Here is a 15,138-nt window from a genome sequence, read left to right on the forward strand (position 1 = left end):
TGTTGGCGTACACGTGATTTTGCCCATGCCGGGCGGTTCGTCTATAGTTGTTGGTCGAGCCCGTTGGTCCGTACACCCCCCAAGTCCGGACCAGCGGGTTCTTTCATGCCCTGCAGGCCTGGGCGGTTCCCGAAAGGACCACATCGATGACTGCGACCCTTGTTGCCAAGGACGTTGCCGGCGGCCATGGCCACCGGGTGCTTTTTTCCGCGCTTTCGCTGACCGTCGCTCCGGGTGACGTCGTGGGCGTCGTCGGTGCCAACGGTGCGGGGAAATCCACTCTGCTTCGGCTGTTGGCGGGCGTGGACCAGCCGCAGGAAGGCACTGTCAGCCTGGCACCTGCCGACGCCTTCGTCGGGTGGCTGCCGCAGGAGCATGACCGCGTTGCCGGCGAAACAGTGGCCGGCTACATCGCCCGCCGGACCGGTTGCACGGAAGCCACGGCCGAGATGGAAGCCACCGCCGAGGCCCTCGGCGCGGGCGCGCCCGGAGCCGACGACGCCTACTCCCGCGCCTTCGACCGCTGGATGGCCTCCGGGGCCGCGGACCTTGAGGACCGCATGCCCGCCGTATTGGCTGAGCTGGGGTTCGACGCAGGCCCGGACGCCCTGATGACCGGTCTTTCCGGTGGCCAGGCGGCACGGGCGGCGCTGGCCGCCTTGCTGCTGAGCCGCTTCGACGTGGTGCTGCTGGACGAGCCCACCAACGACCTCGACCTGGCCGGCCTGGCCACCCTGGAAGCCTTCGTCAAGGGGTTGCGCGGCGGCGTGGTGCTGGTCAGCCACGACCGTGAATTCCTGGCGCGCTGCGTGACCCGGGTGGTGGAGCTGGACCTGGCCCAGAACAGCGTGGCGGTCTACGACGGCGGCTACGATGCGTTCCTTGAGGAGCGGGCCGTGGCGCGGCGGCACGCCCGCGAAAGGTACGAGGAGTTCGCCGCCACCAAGGCGGACCTGGTGTCGCGGGCGCGGACCCAGCGGGAGTGGAGTTCGCAGGGCGTGCGGAACGCCATGAAAAAGAATCCCGACAACGACAAGATCCGCCGCGCCGCCAGCACGGAGTCGTCCGAGAAACAGGCGCAGAAGGTCCGGCAGATGGAATCGCGCATCGCCCGGCTCGACGTGGTGGAGGAGCCCCGGAAGGAATGGCAGCTCCAGTTCTCCATCGGCGCGGCACCCAGGTCCAGCGCCGTCGTCGCCACCCTTCGCAACGCCGTGGCACGCCAGGGTGACTTCACGCTGGGCCCGGTCAACCTCCAGCTCAATGGCGGCGAACGCATCGGCATCACCGGACCCAACGGCGCCGGCAAGTCGACCCTCCTGCGCCTGCTGCTGGGGACCCAGGAACCGGACGACGGCGATGCCTCCATGGGTGCCTCCGTCGCCGTCGGCGAGATTGACCAGGCCCGGGGCCTCCTGGACGGCGGCCGGAACCTGGCTGACGCCGTCGAAGCCGTGCTGGCCGACTGGACCAGCGCCGACGTCCGGACGCTCCTGGCCAAGTTCGGCCTGAAGGCCGACCATACGTCGCGGACCGTCGACTCACTGTCACCCGGCGAGCGGACCCGTGCAGCCCTTGCCCTGCTGCAGGCACGCGGCGTGAACCTGCTGGTGCTGGACGAACCCACCAACCACCTCGACCTGCCCGCGATCGAACAGCTTGAAGAGGCGCTGGAAAGCTACGAGGGCGCCCTGCTGCTTGTCACCCACGACCGCCGGCTGCTGGAAAACGTACGACTCGACTCCCGGTGGCACCTGGACAACGGAAAAGTCCAGGAGCTCCACCGCATCCCAAGCCAGGAGAAACAACCATGAGCATGGACCGCGTGGCCTGGAATTCACTGCGCAACATCAGCACCGCCCAGAGCGGCTCCAGGCCGATCTCGAAGGAAACGCTGCGGCGCGTCCTGGGGTTCGCCGCGCCGCACAAGGGCAAGCTCATTGCCTTCGTGCTCGCCTCGGTGGCGGGTGCCTTCCTGGCGGTCGCCACGCCGGTGCTCGCCGGGCAGGTGGTTGACGCCATCATTGCCAACGCCGGGGCGGACACCGTCATCCGGCTGGCGGTGCTGATCGCCCTCGTGGCCGTTGGCGAGGCCGGCGTGGGGCTGCTGACCCGCTGGCTGTCCGCCACCATCGGCGAAGGCGTCATCGTGGACCTCCGGACCCGCGTGTTCGACCACGTCCAGCGCATGCCCATCGCTTTCTTCACCCGCACCCGCACCGGCGCCCTGGTCAGCCGGCTCAACAACGACGTCATCGGGGCGCAGTCCGCCTTCGCCGGCACGCTCTCCGGCGTGGTGAGCAACGTCGTGGCGTTGGCCCTGACGCTGGCCGTGATGCTCAATACCTCCTGGCTGGTGACGGTGCTTGCCATGGTGCTGCTGCCGATCTTCCTCATCCCGGCCCGCCGCATGGGCTCGAAGCTGGCGGACCTGCGCCGTGAAGCCGCCGCGCACAATGCCGCTATGGGAACCCAGATGACCGAGCGGTTCTCCGCCCCGGGGGCCACGTTGGTGAAGCTCTTCGGCCGGCCGGATGACGAATCCCGCGAGTTCGCCCTCCGCGCCGGGCGGGTCCGTGACATCGGCATCCGCACGGCCATGCTGCAGTTCACCTTCGTGACGGCCCTGACGCTGGTCTCCGCGCTGGCGCTGGCCCTGGTCTACGGCCTGGGCGGCTGGATGGCCATTACCGGCCAGCTGGCGGCCGGGGACGTGGTTGTCCTGGCGCTCCTTCTCACCCGGCTTTACGCCCCGCTGACATCACTGTCCAGCGCGCGGGTGGAGATCATGAGCGCCCTGGTCAGCTTCGAACGAGTCTTTGAAATCCTGGACCTGCAGCCCCTGATCCAGCAGAAGCCTGATGCGGTGCCGATTCCCGCCGGGCCGGTCTCGGTCGAGTTCGACAACGTCCGCTTCGGTTACCCGGCCGCCGACAAGGTCTCGCTGGCGTCACTGGAGGAGGTCGCTACGCTGGACACCCGTGGCGGGGAGGAAGTGCTGCACGGCATCAGCTTCCGGGTGGAACCTGGCCAGACCGTGGCGCTGGTCGGCTCCTCGGGCGCCGGCAAGTCCACCATCGCACAGCTGCTGGCCCGGCTGTACGACGTCGACTCCGGGGCTGTGCGGCTCGGCGGCTCGATGCCGGGAGCCGGCGTGGACGTCCGCGACACCACGTTCGACTCACTGCGGGACACGCTGGGAATGGTCACCCAGGACGGGCACCTCTTCCACGAAACCATCGCCTCCAACCTCCGCCTGGCCCGGCCGGACGCCACAGATGAGGACATGTGGGACGTCCTGCGACAGGCGCGGCTGGAGGACATGATCCGGTCCCTGCCGGACGGGCTGGAGACGGTGGTGGGGGAGCGCGGCTACCGGCTCTCCGGCGGTGAACGGCAGCGCCTCACCATCGCCCGCCTGCTCATCGCCCAGCCGCGCGTCGTCATCCTGGACGAGGCCACCGCGGCGCTGGACTCCACGAACGAAGCCGCTGTGCAGGCAGCCCTCGGGGCTGCACTGGAGGGGCGGACCGCCGTCGTGATTGCCCACCGGTTGTCCACCGTCCGTGCCGCCGACGCCATCCTGGTGGTGGAGGGCGGCCGCGTGGTGGAGCGCGGAACGCACATGGAGCTCCTGGCGGCCGACGGCCGCTACGCCGAGCTGTACCGGACGCAGTTCGCCGAAGCGACAGCCGTGGCGCAGGAAGCTGTACCCGAGTACTAGTCGCGCGGTTCCAGGGGAGCGGCGGCGAGCACGGGCAGGATGTGGTCAGTCAGCAGCGGTGCCAGGTCCCGGGGAAAGGACGCGCCGCGGGTCAGCAGGTCAAGGTCCAGCCAGCGGATCTCCGCGATTTCCGCCGCCGGCCTGGCTTCCCAGGTGCCCGGGGCCACGAAGACCGTCGCCTCGATATCGGTGGCGGCCTCGTTGGCGGCCTCGGCGATCCAGACGCCCATCAGGGCAAGATCCCGGGGGTCGACGACGATCCCCACCTCTTCGGCGAGCTCGCGGGCCGCTGTCTGGACCGCGGTTTCGCCCGGCTCCGGCTTGCCGCCGGGGTGCATGAACATGGCGGTTCCGCGCTTCCTCACGGTCAGGAGGCGGCCGGCGTCGTCGAAGACGCAGACGGCGGACACCACGATGCGGTCCTTCACGCGTCCGCCTTCCGCACCAGCCGTGACACCAGCAGCAGGTCCTTGCGCGGCCCGGCCACGTCCCAGCTGTAGCTGAACGCGTCCGGCCCCTCCCATGTGTACGCCACGCGGTAGGTGTCCGGGTCGCACCAGTGGATGTCCAGGTTGGCGTCCGGGGCGAAGCTCATCCGGTGGAAGGGCCGGCCGTCGGGAAAGAACACGTCCAGCGCCTCCGGCTGGCCCGAAGGCTTCAGCACATACGCTCGCGAGGCGGGGCCGGTGAAAGCAGGCCAGCGCATGGTGCCTTCCTCGGAAAGGACCAGGCCGCCGTCGTCCGTTGGCGTAAAAAGTACGACGCCGGAGAAGGTTCCGCGGGTGCCATCCGAGCGGTCCAGCAGGTCACGCTCGACGTGCCACCGGCCCGGCCGTCCGGGCGCAGGGCTGCCCGGTGCGCTGCCGAGGAGGTAGGCGCGGAGGTGCGGCTCCGGGGAACGACGGTTCAAGTGCCCTCGATTGGAATCGAACCAACGACACCGGCTTTAGGAGAGCCGTGCTCTATCCACTGAGCTACGAGGGCGCGCGTCCGGGGGCCGGCGGGACCGGTCCGTCCGGACACGGTTACAAGCATACAAGGTGCGCGGGCGTACTACGCTCAACCCATGAGTCCAGCACCGACTGCCGCTCCGTCCGCTGTCTATATTCCGGACACTGCGTCCACCCGGCACTACATCGGTGCGTGGTCCACCCTGAGCGTGCTGCAGTACTTTGCCGCCGAAGCGGCGGTGGCGATGGCCTGGGCAGGTCCCCGGCCCTACGACCTCCGGACCGGCTACATCAGCGACCTTGGCGCCATCCATTGCGGCGTTTACTCGGGGAGGGACGTCTGCTCGCCGCTGAACTGGCTGATGAACGCTTCGTTCGTGGTGCAGGGGCTTGGCATGCTGCTGGGCGCGGTGCTCCTGACCTCGGGACTGCTGTGCGTGGCCGCACGCCCTGGTGCCCGGGTGGACCGGCGGCGCCGGAAGCCCTGGCTGGCCGCCTTGTGGGTGCGGCTGCTGACGGGCGCCGCAGGTGCCGGGACCGTGATCGTGGGGCTCGTTCCCGAGGATGTGGGCTCCCCGTGGCACTACACGGGCGCCATCATGTACTTCGTCGCGGGCGCCGCTGCCCTGCTGGTGCTGGGCCTGCTGTGGCTGCGGAAAACCGGAATGGCATGGCTCATCCTGGCGTGCGGCGCCGTGTCGACCGCTGCGCTCGCCACTGGCGGCCTCACCCAGATGGGTGTGCCGGAGCCGGGCACACTGGAACGGCTGATGGCATATCCGGTGACTGTGGGGATGGCTGCCGCCGGACTGGTGGTGGCCAGCCGGGTGCACCGTCACCGGAAGGCGCGGCGTGCTCTGGCCCTTGCCGCCCGGGCGGACGCGCCCTAGCGGTTGGGTGGCCTGGCCCGCCTGGCGTGGTTGCGCCCTAGTTTTTGTCCGGAGCTTTCCGCTTCCGAAGGAGCACCGCCGCAGCGCCAGCCAGCAGGCTCAAGACGAACAGCACCCAGCCGGCAACGGTGAGGCCGGACGCCAAGGCAACCTGCCCGGCATCGGGACCGTTCGAGGCCAGCATGGCGTCGATGGCAACATTGCCCCAGAGCCGTACCACCACGAACAGCAGCGGCAGCGCCCACAGGCCCCAGCGCAGCGCCTTCCGGGCCACGTTCGTGCCGATGAGCAGCAGCCACGTAAACCCGAAGATCAGCGGGAACAGGGTTCCTGCGGTCTTGTGGACGTAGTTCAGCTGGCCCAAAGCATCAGTGTTCATCACCGCCTGCAGCTGCCTGATGTAGTCCGCATCGAAACCGCCGACCAAGGAATCCGGCATCGCCCGGCCTTCGGTGAGCTGCGTGAGCTGGTCCAGGGTGAGCAGGTGCAGGTACCAGAAGAGGAACAGGCTGGCCACCACGCCTGCAATCACGATCAGGTTGCTGTTTCCTTGCGCCTTCTCAGGCGTGCGCGCCGTAGTGGGATTCACCACCGGCGGCAGGTGATGCTGCGGGACGACCGCGTTGGCGCCGTGCTTCTTGATCCGCTGGGCAGGGGTTTTGGCCATGGCACCATTATCCCGCCCCCTACACTGAAGCCATGACCATTGGCCGGCACAGCGCTGTTGAACTTGACCCTGCATTGGACGACTACCAGCTCGCAGCAGGGCTCGTGAAGGAAGCCGGGCAGCTGGCGCTCCTCATGCGCATGGGCGGCCTGCAATCCGAACAGAAGACCTCCATCTCCGATGTGGTGACCGCGGCGGACCATGCGGCCGAGGCCTACGTGCTTGCACAGTTGCGGCGCTGCCGCCCGGACGACGGCATCATGGGCGAAGAGGGCACCTCCATTACCGGCACAAGCGGCCGCACCTGGGTCATTGACCCCGTGGACGGCACCTATAACTTCCTGCATGGCTCCACGTACTGGTGCTCGGCGATCGCACTGAAGGACTCGGACGATGTACTGCTGGGTGCCATCTTCCAGCCCGAAGAGAACAAGCTGTGGCTCGGCGGCCGGGACAGGCGCGCCACGCTCAACGGCGAACCTCTGACGGTCTTCACTGACGACGACGGCAAGCGGAACACCACCGCCGTGGCCGAACTAGGTGCGGCCACCTACATCCACCCCACCTGGCTCATGGACCCCATGTGCGCCATGCCCTGGCACGCGGCAGCCACCTCCGCTGCCTCCCTTCGCATGCTGGGTTCGGGCTCCTGCGACTTGGGCCGCGTGGCGGACGGGCAGCTGGGCTGCTGGTTCCAGCACAGCTGTCCGGAGTGGGACTGGCTGCCGGGCAAGGCCATCGTCGCGGCGGCCGGCGGCTCAGTGGACACCGTCACGGTCAACGGCCTGCAGTGGTTCATGGCGGGAGGCACGACGGCGGTACGCCAGCTGCGTGAGGCCCTTCAGTCGGCGTCGGTGGCGTAGGCATCACGGCAACACCGGCTGCTGGACGGGAGCCCGCTTGGACGTAAGTCTCCTATGTGGATAACGGCTGGCAATTCGACCGCCAATCCACAGGCAGGAAGAGCCTGTCGGTCCCACCGCCTAGACTTGTAGGCACCATGGATATGTTGTTTGACCCGTACTCTGACGGACCCTTCAAGGCCGCGCCTGCAGCCGCCGCCCGCACCAAGTCGGCCACGGAAGGCGCAGTCGCGGCCCCGGGGAGCGGCGGCAGCGTCCACGCAGACCGGGCACCGGAAGGGCAACACCGAAGCCACCGCCTGGACCCCGCCCAACTGGTGGAGGGACTGAACCCGCAGCAGGAGGAAGCGGTCAAGCATGCCGGGTCCGCGCTGTTGATCGTCGCGGGCGCCGGATCCGGCAAGACCCGCGTGCTCAGCAACCGGATCGCATATCTGATCGCCACCGGCCGCGCCCACCACGGGGAAATCCTGGCCATCACCTTCACCAACAAGGCAGCCGCCGAGATGCGGGAGCGCATCGAGGCCCTGGTGGGTGGCCGCGCCAAGATCATGTGGATTTCAACGTTCCACTCGTCCTGCGTCCGCATCCTGCGGCAGGAAGCTGCCAACGTTGGACTCAAATCCAACTTCTCCATCTACGATTCCGCGGATTCCCTCCGGCTGGTTACCCAGGTGGCCAAGGCCCATGACCTGGACCCCAAGAAATTTGCGCCCAAGTCCATCCAGCACAAGATCTCGGCCTTGAAGAACGAGCTCATCGACGCCGATTCCTATGCCTCCGCGGCCAACTACAACGATCCCTTCGAACATGCGGTTGCGGACGTCTACAAGGGCTACACCCAGCGGCTTCGCCAGGCCAACGCCATGGACTTCGACGACCTCATTGCCGAAACCGTCTACATGTTCCGCGCGTTCCCGGCGCTTGCCGAGTCCTACCGCCGGCGGTTCCGCCACGTCCTGGTGGACGAGTACCAGGACACCAACCACGCCCAGTACGCGTTGGTTCGCGAGATCGTGGGGGAGGGGCCCGGGGCATCGGAACTGACCGTGGTAGGCGATTCCGACCAGTCCATCTACGCCTTCCGCGGCGCTGACATCCGCAACATCGTGGAGTTTGAAAAGGACTACCCGGAGGCCCGCACCATCAAGCTGGAGCAGAATTACCGCTCCACGCAGAACATCCTCAGTGCCGCCAACTCGGTCATTGCCCGGAACCCAAACCGACCCGAGAAGCGGCTGTGGACCGCCGAGGGCGAGGGCCACAAGATCATCGGCTATGTGGGCGAGAACGAGCACGACGAAGCGCAGTTCATCGCCAAGGAAATAGACCGGCTCCAGGACGAGGAGAACCTGCGGCCCGGCGACGTCGCCATCTTCTACCGGACCAACGCCCAGTCCCGCTCAATCGAGGACGTGCTGGTCCGCGTGGGCCTTCCGTACAAGGTGGTGGGGGGCACCCGCTTCTACGAGCGGAAGGAAATCAAGGACGCCCTCGCCTACCTGCGCGTCCTGGTCAACCCTGACGACGACGTCAACCTGCGCCGCGTGCTGAACGAACCGAAGCGCGGCATCGGGGATCGTGCCGAAGGGGCGGTGGCAGCCCTGGCGGAGCGTGAGCGCACGTCCTTCATGGCCGCGGCGCGGCGTGCGGACCACGCTCCCGGCATGGCCACGCGTTCCGTTAATGCCGTCCTGGGCTTCGTGAAGCTCCTGGATGACCTGGCGGAAGTGGCTGCAGGCTCAGGCGCGGCGGCAGCCCTGGAAGCCGTCCTGGAGCAGACCGGCTACCTCGCGGCGCTGCGCTCCAGCACGGACCCGCAGGATGAGTCCCGGGTGGAGAACCTGGCCGAACTCGTCGCCGTCGTCCGCGAATACGAGCAGGAGAACCCGGAAGGCAGCCTCGCCGCGTTCCTGGAACAGGTGTCGCTCGTGGCGGATGCAGACCAGATCCCGGATGCCCCCGGCGCGGACATCGACTCCGCGGTTGCCGAGGCCAAGCGCCTGGGCGTGGTGACCCTCATGACGCTGCACACGGCAAAGGGCCTCGAATTCCCCGTGGTGTTCCTCACCGGCATGGAGCACGGTCTTTTCCCGCATCAGCGCTCCGCCACCGACCCCAAGGAACTGGCCGAGGAACGCCGGCTGGCCTACGTGGGACTCACGCGTGCCCGCAAACGGCTGTATGTCACCCGGTCCGAGGTGCGCAGCATGTGGGGCCAGAGCCAGTACAACCCTGCCAGCCAGTTCCTGGAAGAAATCCCTGCAGAGCTCCTGGAATGGAAGCGGGAAGGAACGAGCCGGCAGTCGTGGGGAGGCGGCGGCTCGATCGGCTCCGGCCGGTATAGCGGATCGTTCTGGGGCGCCGGTACCGCCCGGGGCGCCGCGGCAGATTCTTCCGCGGGCTTTAACGCCGACGTCCCTGCGTTCATCGCGAAGAACCGGGTCCAACCACAAAAGGAAATCATCGCCGTCAGCGTGGGGGATAAGGTCAACCACACAAGCTTCGGCAACGGAACGGTCCTGGCCCTTGAAGGGGCAGGCGACAAAACCGTGGCCAAGGTGAAGTTCGACGTCGGCGAGAAGCGCCTGCTGCTGCGGTACGCGCCGCTGACTAAGCTCGACGCGTAGGACCTGCGGAACCGTAGAGAGGGCAGGCCCTTGTCCGGCCCGGGAGGCGGGGTCTACAGTTCAGGGACGTTTCCCCAGCAGCCGTATCCGGAGTCGGAGTGGGACCATGAACATCCTGTTCGCGAGCCAGGCAATTGACGGCCACTTCAATCCGATGACCGGAGTGGCCATGAAGCTCAAGGCACGCGGCCACGACGTCCGCTGGTACACCGGCCCGGTGTTCGCCGGCAAACTCCAAGACCTGGGGATTTCCCTCTTTCCCTTCAAACGGGCCGTCGAACACCGCGCCGACAACCTCTTCGAGCTGTATCCGGAGCGGGCGAAACTCAAGGGACCCCTGGCCATCGGTTTTGACGGTGAAAAGATCTTCGCCAGCAACATCAGCAACTTTTTCGAGGATATCCGGGAGCTCGACGAGGAATTCCCCTTCGATGCCTTGGTAGTGGACCACTCCATGTTCATCCAGCGGCTCGTTGCGCACGTGCTGGGCAAACCGGTGGTGAATGTAGTGGTCATCCCCAACATGGAAAGTGATCCCCTGGTGCCGCCGCTCTTCTTCGGCTTCCGGCCGCCGCGGAACCCTGTTGAGAAGGCGCTTCAGGGGACTGCCGGGCTGCTGTCAGACAAAGTGATTCTCCGCCCGGCCCACAAAAGCTACCGGCGCCAGCACACCTTCTATGGCCAGGCGGTGCCCAAAGGGACCAGGCTCACCGATGACGCGTACCGGTGCTCGGACGCCGTCATCCAGGCTGGCACGGAGTCCCTTGATTTTCCGCGCCGCACCAGGAACCCCAAAGTGGAATACGTGGGGGCCCTCCTGCCATACCGGCGCCCAGGGGCAGCCCGGGAAGACCTGCCGCGTGGATATGCCACCACCATCGTGGTCACCCAGGGCACGGTGGACAATGCGGACCAGAACAAGCTCATCATTCCCGCGTTGGAGGCGCTCAAGGACACGGATGCGCTGGTCATTGTGGCAACGGGAGGCAGGAACACAGCGGAGCTGTGTGGGCGCTACCCGCAACCGAATATCCACATCCGGGACTACGTCGACTTTGCCGCTGTCTTCGAATCCACGGATGTCTTCGTCACCAACGGCGGCTTCGGCGGGGTGCAGCTGGCCCTTTCCAAGGGCGTCCCCCTGGTGGTGTCCGGTATCAATGAAGGCAAGAGCGACGTCAATGCCAGGGTGGAGTATGCAGGTGCCGGCATCAACCTGCGCACCGACAACCCTTCCCCGGAGAACATCCACAAGGCGGTGAACAGTATCCTGGCCGATCCGCAGTGGAAGAACCGCGCACAGCACATGCTGCACGACTTCGCACGGAAGGACGCCGCGCAGGCAGCAGCCGAGGTGGTCGAACGTGTGGCCGGCGCCAGCCGCCGCCGCGGTAAAGCATAATGGCACCATGCGACGGACTGTTTGGGGGATGCTCGCCGCCCTTCTGCTGCTGGCCACGGCGTGCAGCGTGACCACCAAGGACCCTTCCTACGTCCCGCCTGCTCCGCTGCCTCCCCTGGAACAACTGGAGAAGGCTCCCTTAGCCGACCCGAAGGACTTCTCGGCAGGGGGAGGTGACGTCCTTGCCTTCATCACGGCGGACCACAGCGTTGCCTGCTCCCTCACGTCCGCCCGCGGAGAACACGTGAACGTCCCCTATGAGCAGAACCGCTACAGCGACGCCGCCAACAACAAGCTCCCCACCGTCCCGGTCGCCCACTGCGAACTCGGCAGGTACCCTGCGCCCCGGCCCGCCGACGTCAAGGACGACTGCGCGGGGACCAACCTCGGCTACCTTGGCGGCGTCGCCCTCCTGGCCCCGGACAACGTCCGGTACGGTGAATGCCGCTCCGGCGTCACATCCATGGAGGCGGCGTTCGGGCCCAAGGGGAGCAAGTCCGGGCCCATGGCCGAACTGCATGTCCTGGCCGACGGGCAAAACATCGAACGCAACGGACTGCGCTGCTCCGCCTACAACGGCGGTGTGGCATGCGGAAACGTCTCCGCCGGCGTCGGATTCTTCGTTTCCTCCGAACGTTACGAACTGGTCCCCGGGCCGGGGAAAGACTCTTCCAAGGCGCCCGCTGAAGCCCCAAAAACCGCGTAATTCCGCGGTTTTTCTACGCCTCATAGAATAGTGTCGTTACTCACATAAGAGGTAGTCTGGGACGGCCCGGTCCCTCCAAAGGACTAGAGTTCCCCATGGAGCATTACGCCGCGTGGCTCGTTTCCAGACAGGCCGCCGGTGCGTGCAATCCGCAGCCCGGTCATCGTCTTTTCGATGGTGTCCGACTGTTCAGAAACTACTTCGACGTAGAAGGACACTAAACCGTGGACCTGTTTGAATACCAGGCGCGCGATATGTTCGAGGCGCACGGTGTACCCGTGCTGGCCGGCATCGTGGCGCACACCCCAGAAGAAGCAAAGGCAGCTGCCGAAAAAATCGGCGGAGTGACTGTCGTCAAGGCACAGGTCAAGGTTGGCGGCCGCGGCAAGGCCGGCGGCGTCAAGGTCGCAAAGTCCGCCGACGAGGCGCTTGAGCACGCCACCAACATCCTGGGCATGGACATCAAGGGCCACACCGTCAACAAGGTGATGATCGCCCAGGGTGCGGATATCGCCGAGGAATACTACTTCTCCGTCCTGCTGGACAGGGCCAACCGCAACTACCTTGCCATGTGCTCGGTTGAGGGCGGCATGGAAATCGAGCAGCTCGCCGTCGAACGCCCGGAAGCGCTGGCCAAGATCGCCATCGACCCCGCCGTGGGCATCGACCAGGCCAAGGCTGACGAAATCGTCGCGGCCGCGGGCTTCGCCGAGGAACTGCGCGGCAAGGTCGCCGCCGTCATCCTCAAGCTCTGGGACGTCTTCAAGAAGGAAGACGCCACCCTCGTGGAGGTCAACCCCCTCGTCAAGACCGGTGCCGGTGACATCGTCGCCCTCGACGGCAAAGTCTCCCTGGACGAGAACGCCGACTTCCGCCACCCCAAGCACGTGCAGCTCGAGGACAAGGACGCTGCCGACCCCCTTGAGGCCAAGGCAAAGGCGCAGGACCTCAACTACGTCAAGCTGGACGGCGAAGTGGGCATCATCGGCAACGGCGCCGGCCTGGTCATGTCCACCCTCGACGTCGTTGCGTACGCCGGCGAAAACCACGGCAACGTCAAGCCCGCCAACTTCCTGGACATCGGCGGCGGCGCCTCGGCCGAGGTCATGGCCGCCGGCCTGGACGTCATCCTGGGCGACGAGCAGGTCAAGTCCGTGTTCGTCAACGTCTTCGGCGGCATCACCGCTTGCGACGCAGTCGCCAAGGGCATCGTGGGTGCACTGGCCGAGCTCGGCCACTCCGCGAACAAGCCGCTGGTCGTCCGCCTCGACGGCAACAACGTCGAGGAAGGCCGCCGCATCCTCACCGAGGCCAACCACCCGCTGGTTACCCTGGCCGCCACCATGGACGAGGGCGCCGACAAGGCCGCCGAGCTCGCCAACGCAGCTAAGTAAAGGGACGCACCATGTCTATCTACCTCAACAAGGACTCCAAGGTCATCGTCCAGGGCATCACCGGCGGCGAAGGCACCAAGCACACCGCCCTGATGCTCAAGGCCGGCACCAACATCGTCGGTGGCGTTAACGCCCGCAAGGCCGGCACCACCGTCCTGCACGGCGACAACGAAATCAACGTCTACGGCACCGTCAAGGAAGCGATGGCCGAAACCGGCGCTGACGTCTCCATCGTCTTCGTTCCGCCGGCGTTCACCAAGAACGCCGTTGTCGAAGCCATCGAGGCGGGCATCGGCCTGGTCGTCGTCATCACCGAAGGCGTTCCGGTCCAGGACTCCGCCGAGTTCTGGGCCCTCGCCCAGTCCAAGGTGGACGCCGACGGCAACCAGGTCACCCGCATCATCGGACCGAACTGCCCCGGCATCATCACCCCGGGCGAAGCCCTCGTGGGCATCACCCCCGCCAACATCACCGGCAAGGGCCCCATCGGGCTGGTCTCCAAGTCCGGCACCCTGACCTACCAGATGATGTACGAACTGCGCGACCTGGGCTTCTCCACCGCCATCGGCATCGGCGGCGACCCGATCATCGGCACCACCCACATCGACGCCCTGGCCGCGTTCGAGGCTGACCCCGAGACCAAGGCCATCGTCATGATCGGCGAAATCGGTGGCGACGCCGAAGAGCGTGCCGCCGACTTCATCAAGGCCAACGTGACGAAGCCGGTCGTCGGCTACGTTGCCGGCTTCACCGCCCCCGAAGGCAAGACCATGGGCCACGCAGGCGCCATCGTGTCCGGCTCGGCCGGTACTGCCCAGGCCAAGAAGGAAGCCCTCGAGGCTGCCGGCGTCAAGGTCGGCAAGACGCCGTCCGAGACCGCCAAGCTGCTGCGTGAGGTCTACGCAGCGCTCTAGCAGAACTGCGTAACGCGGGGCCACTTCCGGCCGGTCCGTCCAACGGACCCCGGGGGAGGCCCCGCGTTTCGCGTTTAATGACGTTCTCGCGGCGATACGCGTAACGCATGCCGCCGGATGTCAGACGTCGAGTAGGGTTTAAGAGGCAAAACGGGCCACGGCGGCCAGGCAGGGGAGCAGGATGGCAGAAGCACGGCGCACGCTGGTGGACGTCGTCGTGGACAGAGTCCTCGAGCACATCCTCAGTGGAGAGATAAAGCCCGACGACGCCCTGCCGCCTGAAGCGGATATCGCCAAGGAATCCGGGGTCAGCCGGCTGACGGCACGTGAGGCCATGAATGTCCTCAAGGCGCAGAACGTCGTCTACGTCAAACGCGGTCTTGGCACTTTCGTCAATCCGCCGGAGCGGTGGACCGGCCTGGACGCCATCATGCAGGCGGCCTCCAGGGGCGTGGCCTCCGAACAGGTGGCGCTGCTGCTGCTCGAGGTTCGGCGAATGGTGGAAACCGGGGCGGCTGAACTTGCTGCTGTCCGGCACAACCAGGATGACATTGCCGCGATGGAACAAAGCCTGCACGAGATGGAAGCCGCACACGAGGCCGGCGACGTGGACGCCCTGACCGTTGCTGACATCGCCTTCCACGACCGCATCCTGCGGGCCTCCGGCAATCCGTTCGTCCCGGCGCTGCTGGGCCAGTTGTCGACGCTGCTGTTCGCCATGCGCCGCGCGACTTCCGCATTCCCTGATGTGCAGCGCCACGCCATCCACCACCACAAACTCGTGCTGGCCGCCGTCGCGTCCGGCGAGCCCGGGGTGGCGCGCTCCGCGATGGATGCCCACATCACCCAGACCTTCGAGGACTACGAACACTACCTCGCAGAGGCAAGCCGCAGCGGTGCCACCGCAGGTTAAAAGACCCACAGCCGGCTCTTTTCCACAGTGGGTCCTGCCCGCTTAAAAGGTCTTCGCGCCCGCCCCTTCCCAGCCGTATTGACGT

Annotated in this window: 13 protein-coding genes and 1 tRNA gene; 10 read left to right on the forward strand and 4 right to left on the reverse strand. The window is 66.6% G+C overall.

What is annotated here, in order from left to right; translation table 11 throughout:
• Positions 1-146: 146 nt before the first annotated feature.
• Both AC3IMC_RS17225 and AC3IMC_RS17230 read left to right on the forward strand, forming a co-directional pair.
• Positions 147-1,814, forward strand: coding sequence for an ABC-F family ATP-binding cassette domain-containing protein (locus AC3IMC_RS17225; protein ID WP_490919888.1), 1,668 nt, complete (start codon positions 147-149; stop codon positions 1,812-1,814).
• On the forward strand, positions 1,811-3,724 hold the full coding sequence (locus AC3IMC_RS17230; protein ID WP_490919889.1) for an ABC transporter ATP-binding protein: 1,914 nt from the start codon (positions 1,811-1,813) through the stop codon (positions 3,722-3,724). Before AC3IMC_RS17225 ends, AC3IMC_RS17230 begins: the two co-directional genes overlap by 4 nt.
• Here AC3IMC_RS17230 and AC3IMC_RS17235 read toward each other — a convergent pair.
• The 3 genes from AC3IMC_RS17235 to AC3IMC_RS17245 all read right to left on the reverse strand — a co-directional run bounded on the left by AC3IMC_RS17235 (position 3,721) and on the right by AC3IMC_RS17245 (position 4,708).
• Positions 3,721-4,152, reverse strand: coding sequence for an NUDIX hydrolase (locus AC3IMC_RS17235; RefSeq protein WP_490919890.1), 432 nt, complete (start codon positions 4,150-4,152; stop codon positions 3,721-3,723). The genes AC3IMC_RS17230 and AC3IMC_RS17235 overlap by 4 nt on opposite strands.
• Positions 4,149-4,634, reverse strand: coding sequence for a DUF6314 family protein (locus AC3IMC_RS17240; RefSeq protein ID WP_490919891.1), 486 nt, complete (start codon positions 4,632-4,634; stop codon positions 4,149-4,151). Before AC3IMC_RS17240 ends, AC3IMC_RS17235 begins: the two co-directional genes overlap by 4 nt.
• A 1-nt stretch (position 4,635) precedes the next feature.
• Positions 4,636-4,708, reverse strand: a tRNA-Arg gene (locus AC3IMC_RS17245).
• A gap of 82 nt (positions 4,709-4,790) precedes the next feature.
• On the opposite strand from AC3IMC_RS17245, the gene AC3IMC_RS17250 reads away from it, so the two are divergent.
• Positions 4,791-5,564: a DUF998 domain-containing protein gene (locus tag AC3IMC_RS17250; protein ID WP_490919892.1), complete on the forward strand. Its 774-nt coding sequence runs from the start codon at positions 4,791-4,793 to the stop codon at positions 5,562-5,564.
• A gap of 37 nt (positions 5,565-5,601) precedes the next feature.
• Here AC3IMC_RS17250 and AC3IMC_RS17255 read toward each other — a convergent pair whose 3' ends face one another.
• The gene (locus AC3IMC_RS17255) at positions 5,602-6,231 is read right to left on the reverse strand and encodes a hypothetical protein (protein WP_490919893.1); all 630 of its coding nucleotides are present in this window, start codon (positions 6,229-6,231) and stop codon (positions 5,602-5,604) included.
• 32 nt (positions 6,232-6,263) lie between these two features.
• Between AC3IMC_RS17255 and AC3IMC_RS17260 the strand changes: the two genes are divergently transcribed.
• The 7 genes from AC3IMC_RS17260 (at position 6,264) to AC3IMC_RS17290 (ending at position 15,053) form a co-directional block, all read left to right on the forward strand.
• Entirely contained in the window at positions 6,264-7,094 is an 831-nt protein-coding gene (locus AC3IMC_RS17260; protein WP_490919894.1) for an inositol monophosphatase family protein, read from the forward strand.
• Between the two features lie 137 nt (positions 7,095-7,231).
• On the forward strand, positions 7,232-9,724 hold the full coding sequence (gene pcrA / locus AC3IMC_RS17265; protein WP_490919896.1) for a DNA helicase PcrA: 2,493 nt from the start codon (positions 7,232-7,234) through the stop codon (positions 9,722-9,724).
• Positions 9,725-9,830: 106 nt separating this feature from the next.
• Complete coding sequence (locus AC3IMC_RS17270) at positions 9,831-11,126, forward strand: glycosyltransferase (protein ID WP_490919898.1); 1,296 nt, start codon at positions 9,831-9,833, stop codon at positions 11,124-11,126.
• Positions 11,127-11,154: 28 nt separating this feature from the next.
• Positions 11,155-11,832, forward strand: coding sequence for a hypothetical protein (locus AC3IMC_RS17275; protein ID WP_490919963.1), 678 nt, complete (start codon positions 11,155-11,157; stop codon positions 11,830-11,832).
• 224 nt (positions 11,833-12,056) lie between these two features.
• Positions 12,057-13,226 carry an ADP-forming succinate--CoA ligase subunit beta gene (gene sucC, locus AC3IMC_RS17280; RefSeq protein WP_490919899.1) on the forward strand — a complete coding sequence of 390 codons (1,170 nt, stop codon included), beginning with the start codon at positions 12,057-12,059 and terminating at the stop codon, positions 13,224-13,226.
• 11 nt (positions 13,227-13,237) lie between these two features.
• The gene (sucD, locus tag AC3IMC_RS17285; protein ID WP_486414243.1) at positions 13,238-14,140 is read left to right on the forward strand and encodes a succinate--CoA ligase subunit alpha; all 903 of its coding nucleotides are present in this window, start codon (positions 13,238-13,240) and stop codon (positions 14,138-14,140) included.
• A gap of 181 nt (positions 14,141-14,321) precedes the next feature.
• The gene (locus AC3IMC_RS17290; RefSeq protein WP_490919901.1) at positions 14,322-15,053 is read left to right on the forward strand and encodes a FadR/GntR family transcriptional regulator; all 732 of its coding nucleotides are present in this window, start codon (positions 14,322-14,324) and stop codon (positions 15,051-15,053) included.
• The last annotated feature ends 85 nt before the right edge of the window (positions 15,054-15,138 follow it).

The organism is Arthrobacter sp. E70 (assembly GCF_058266945.1).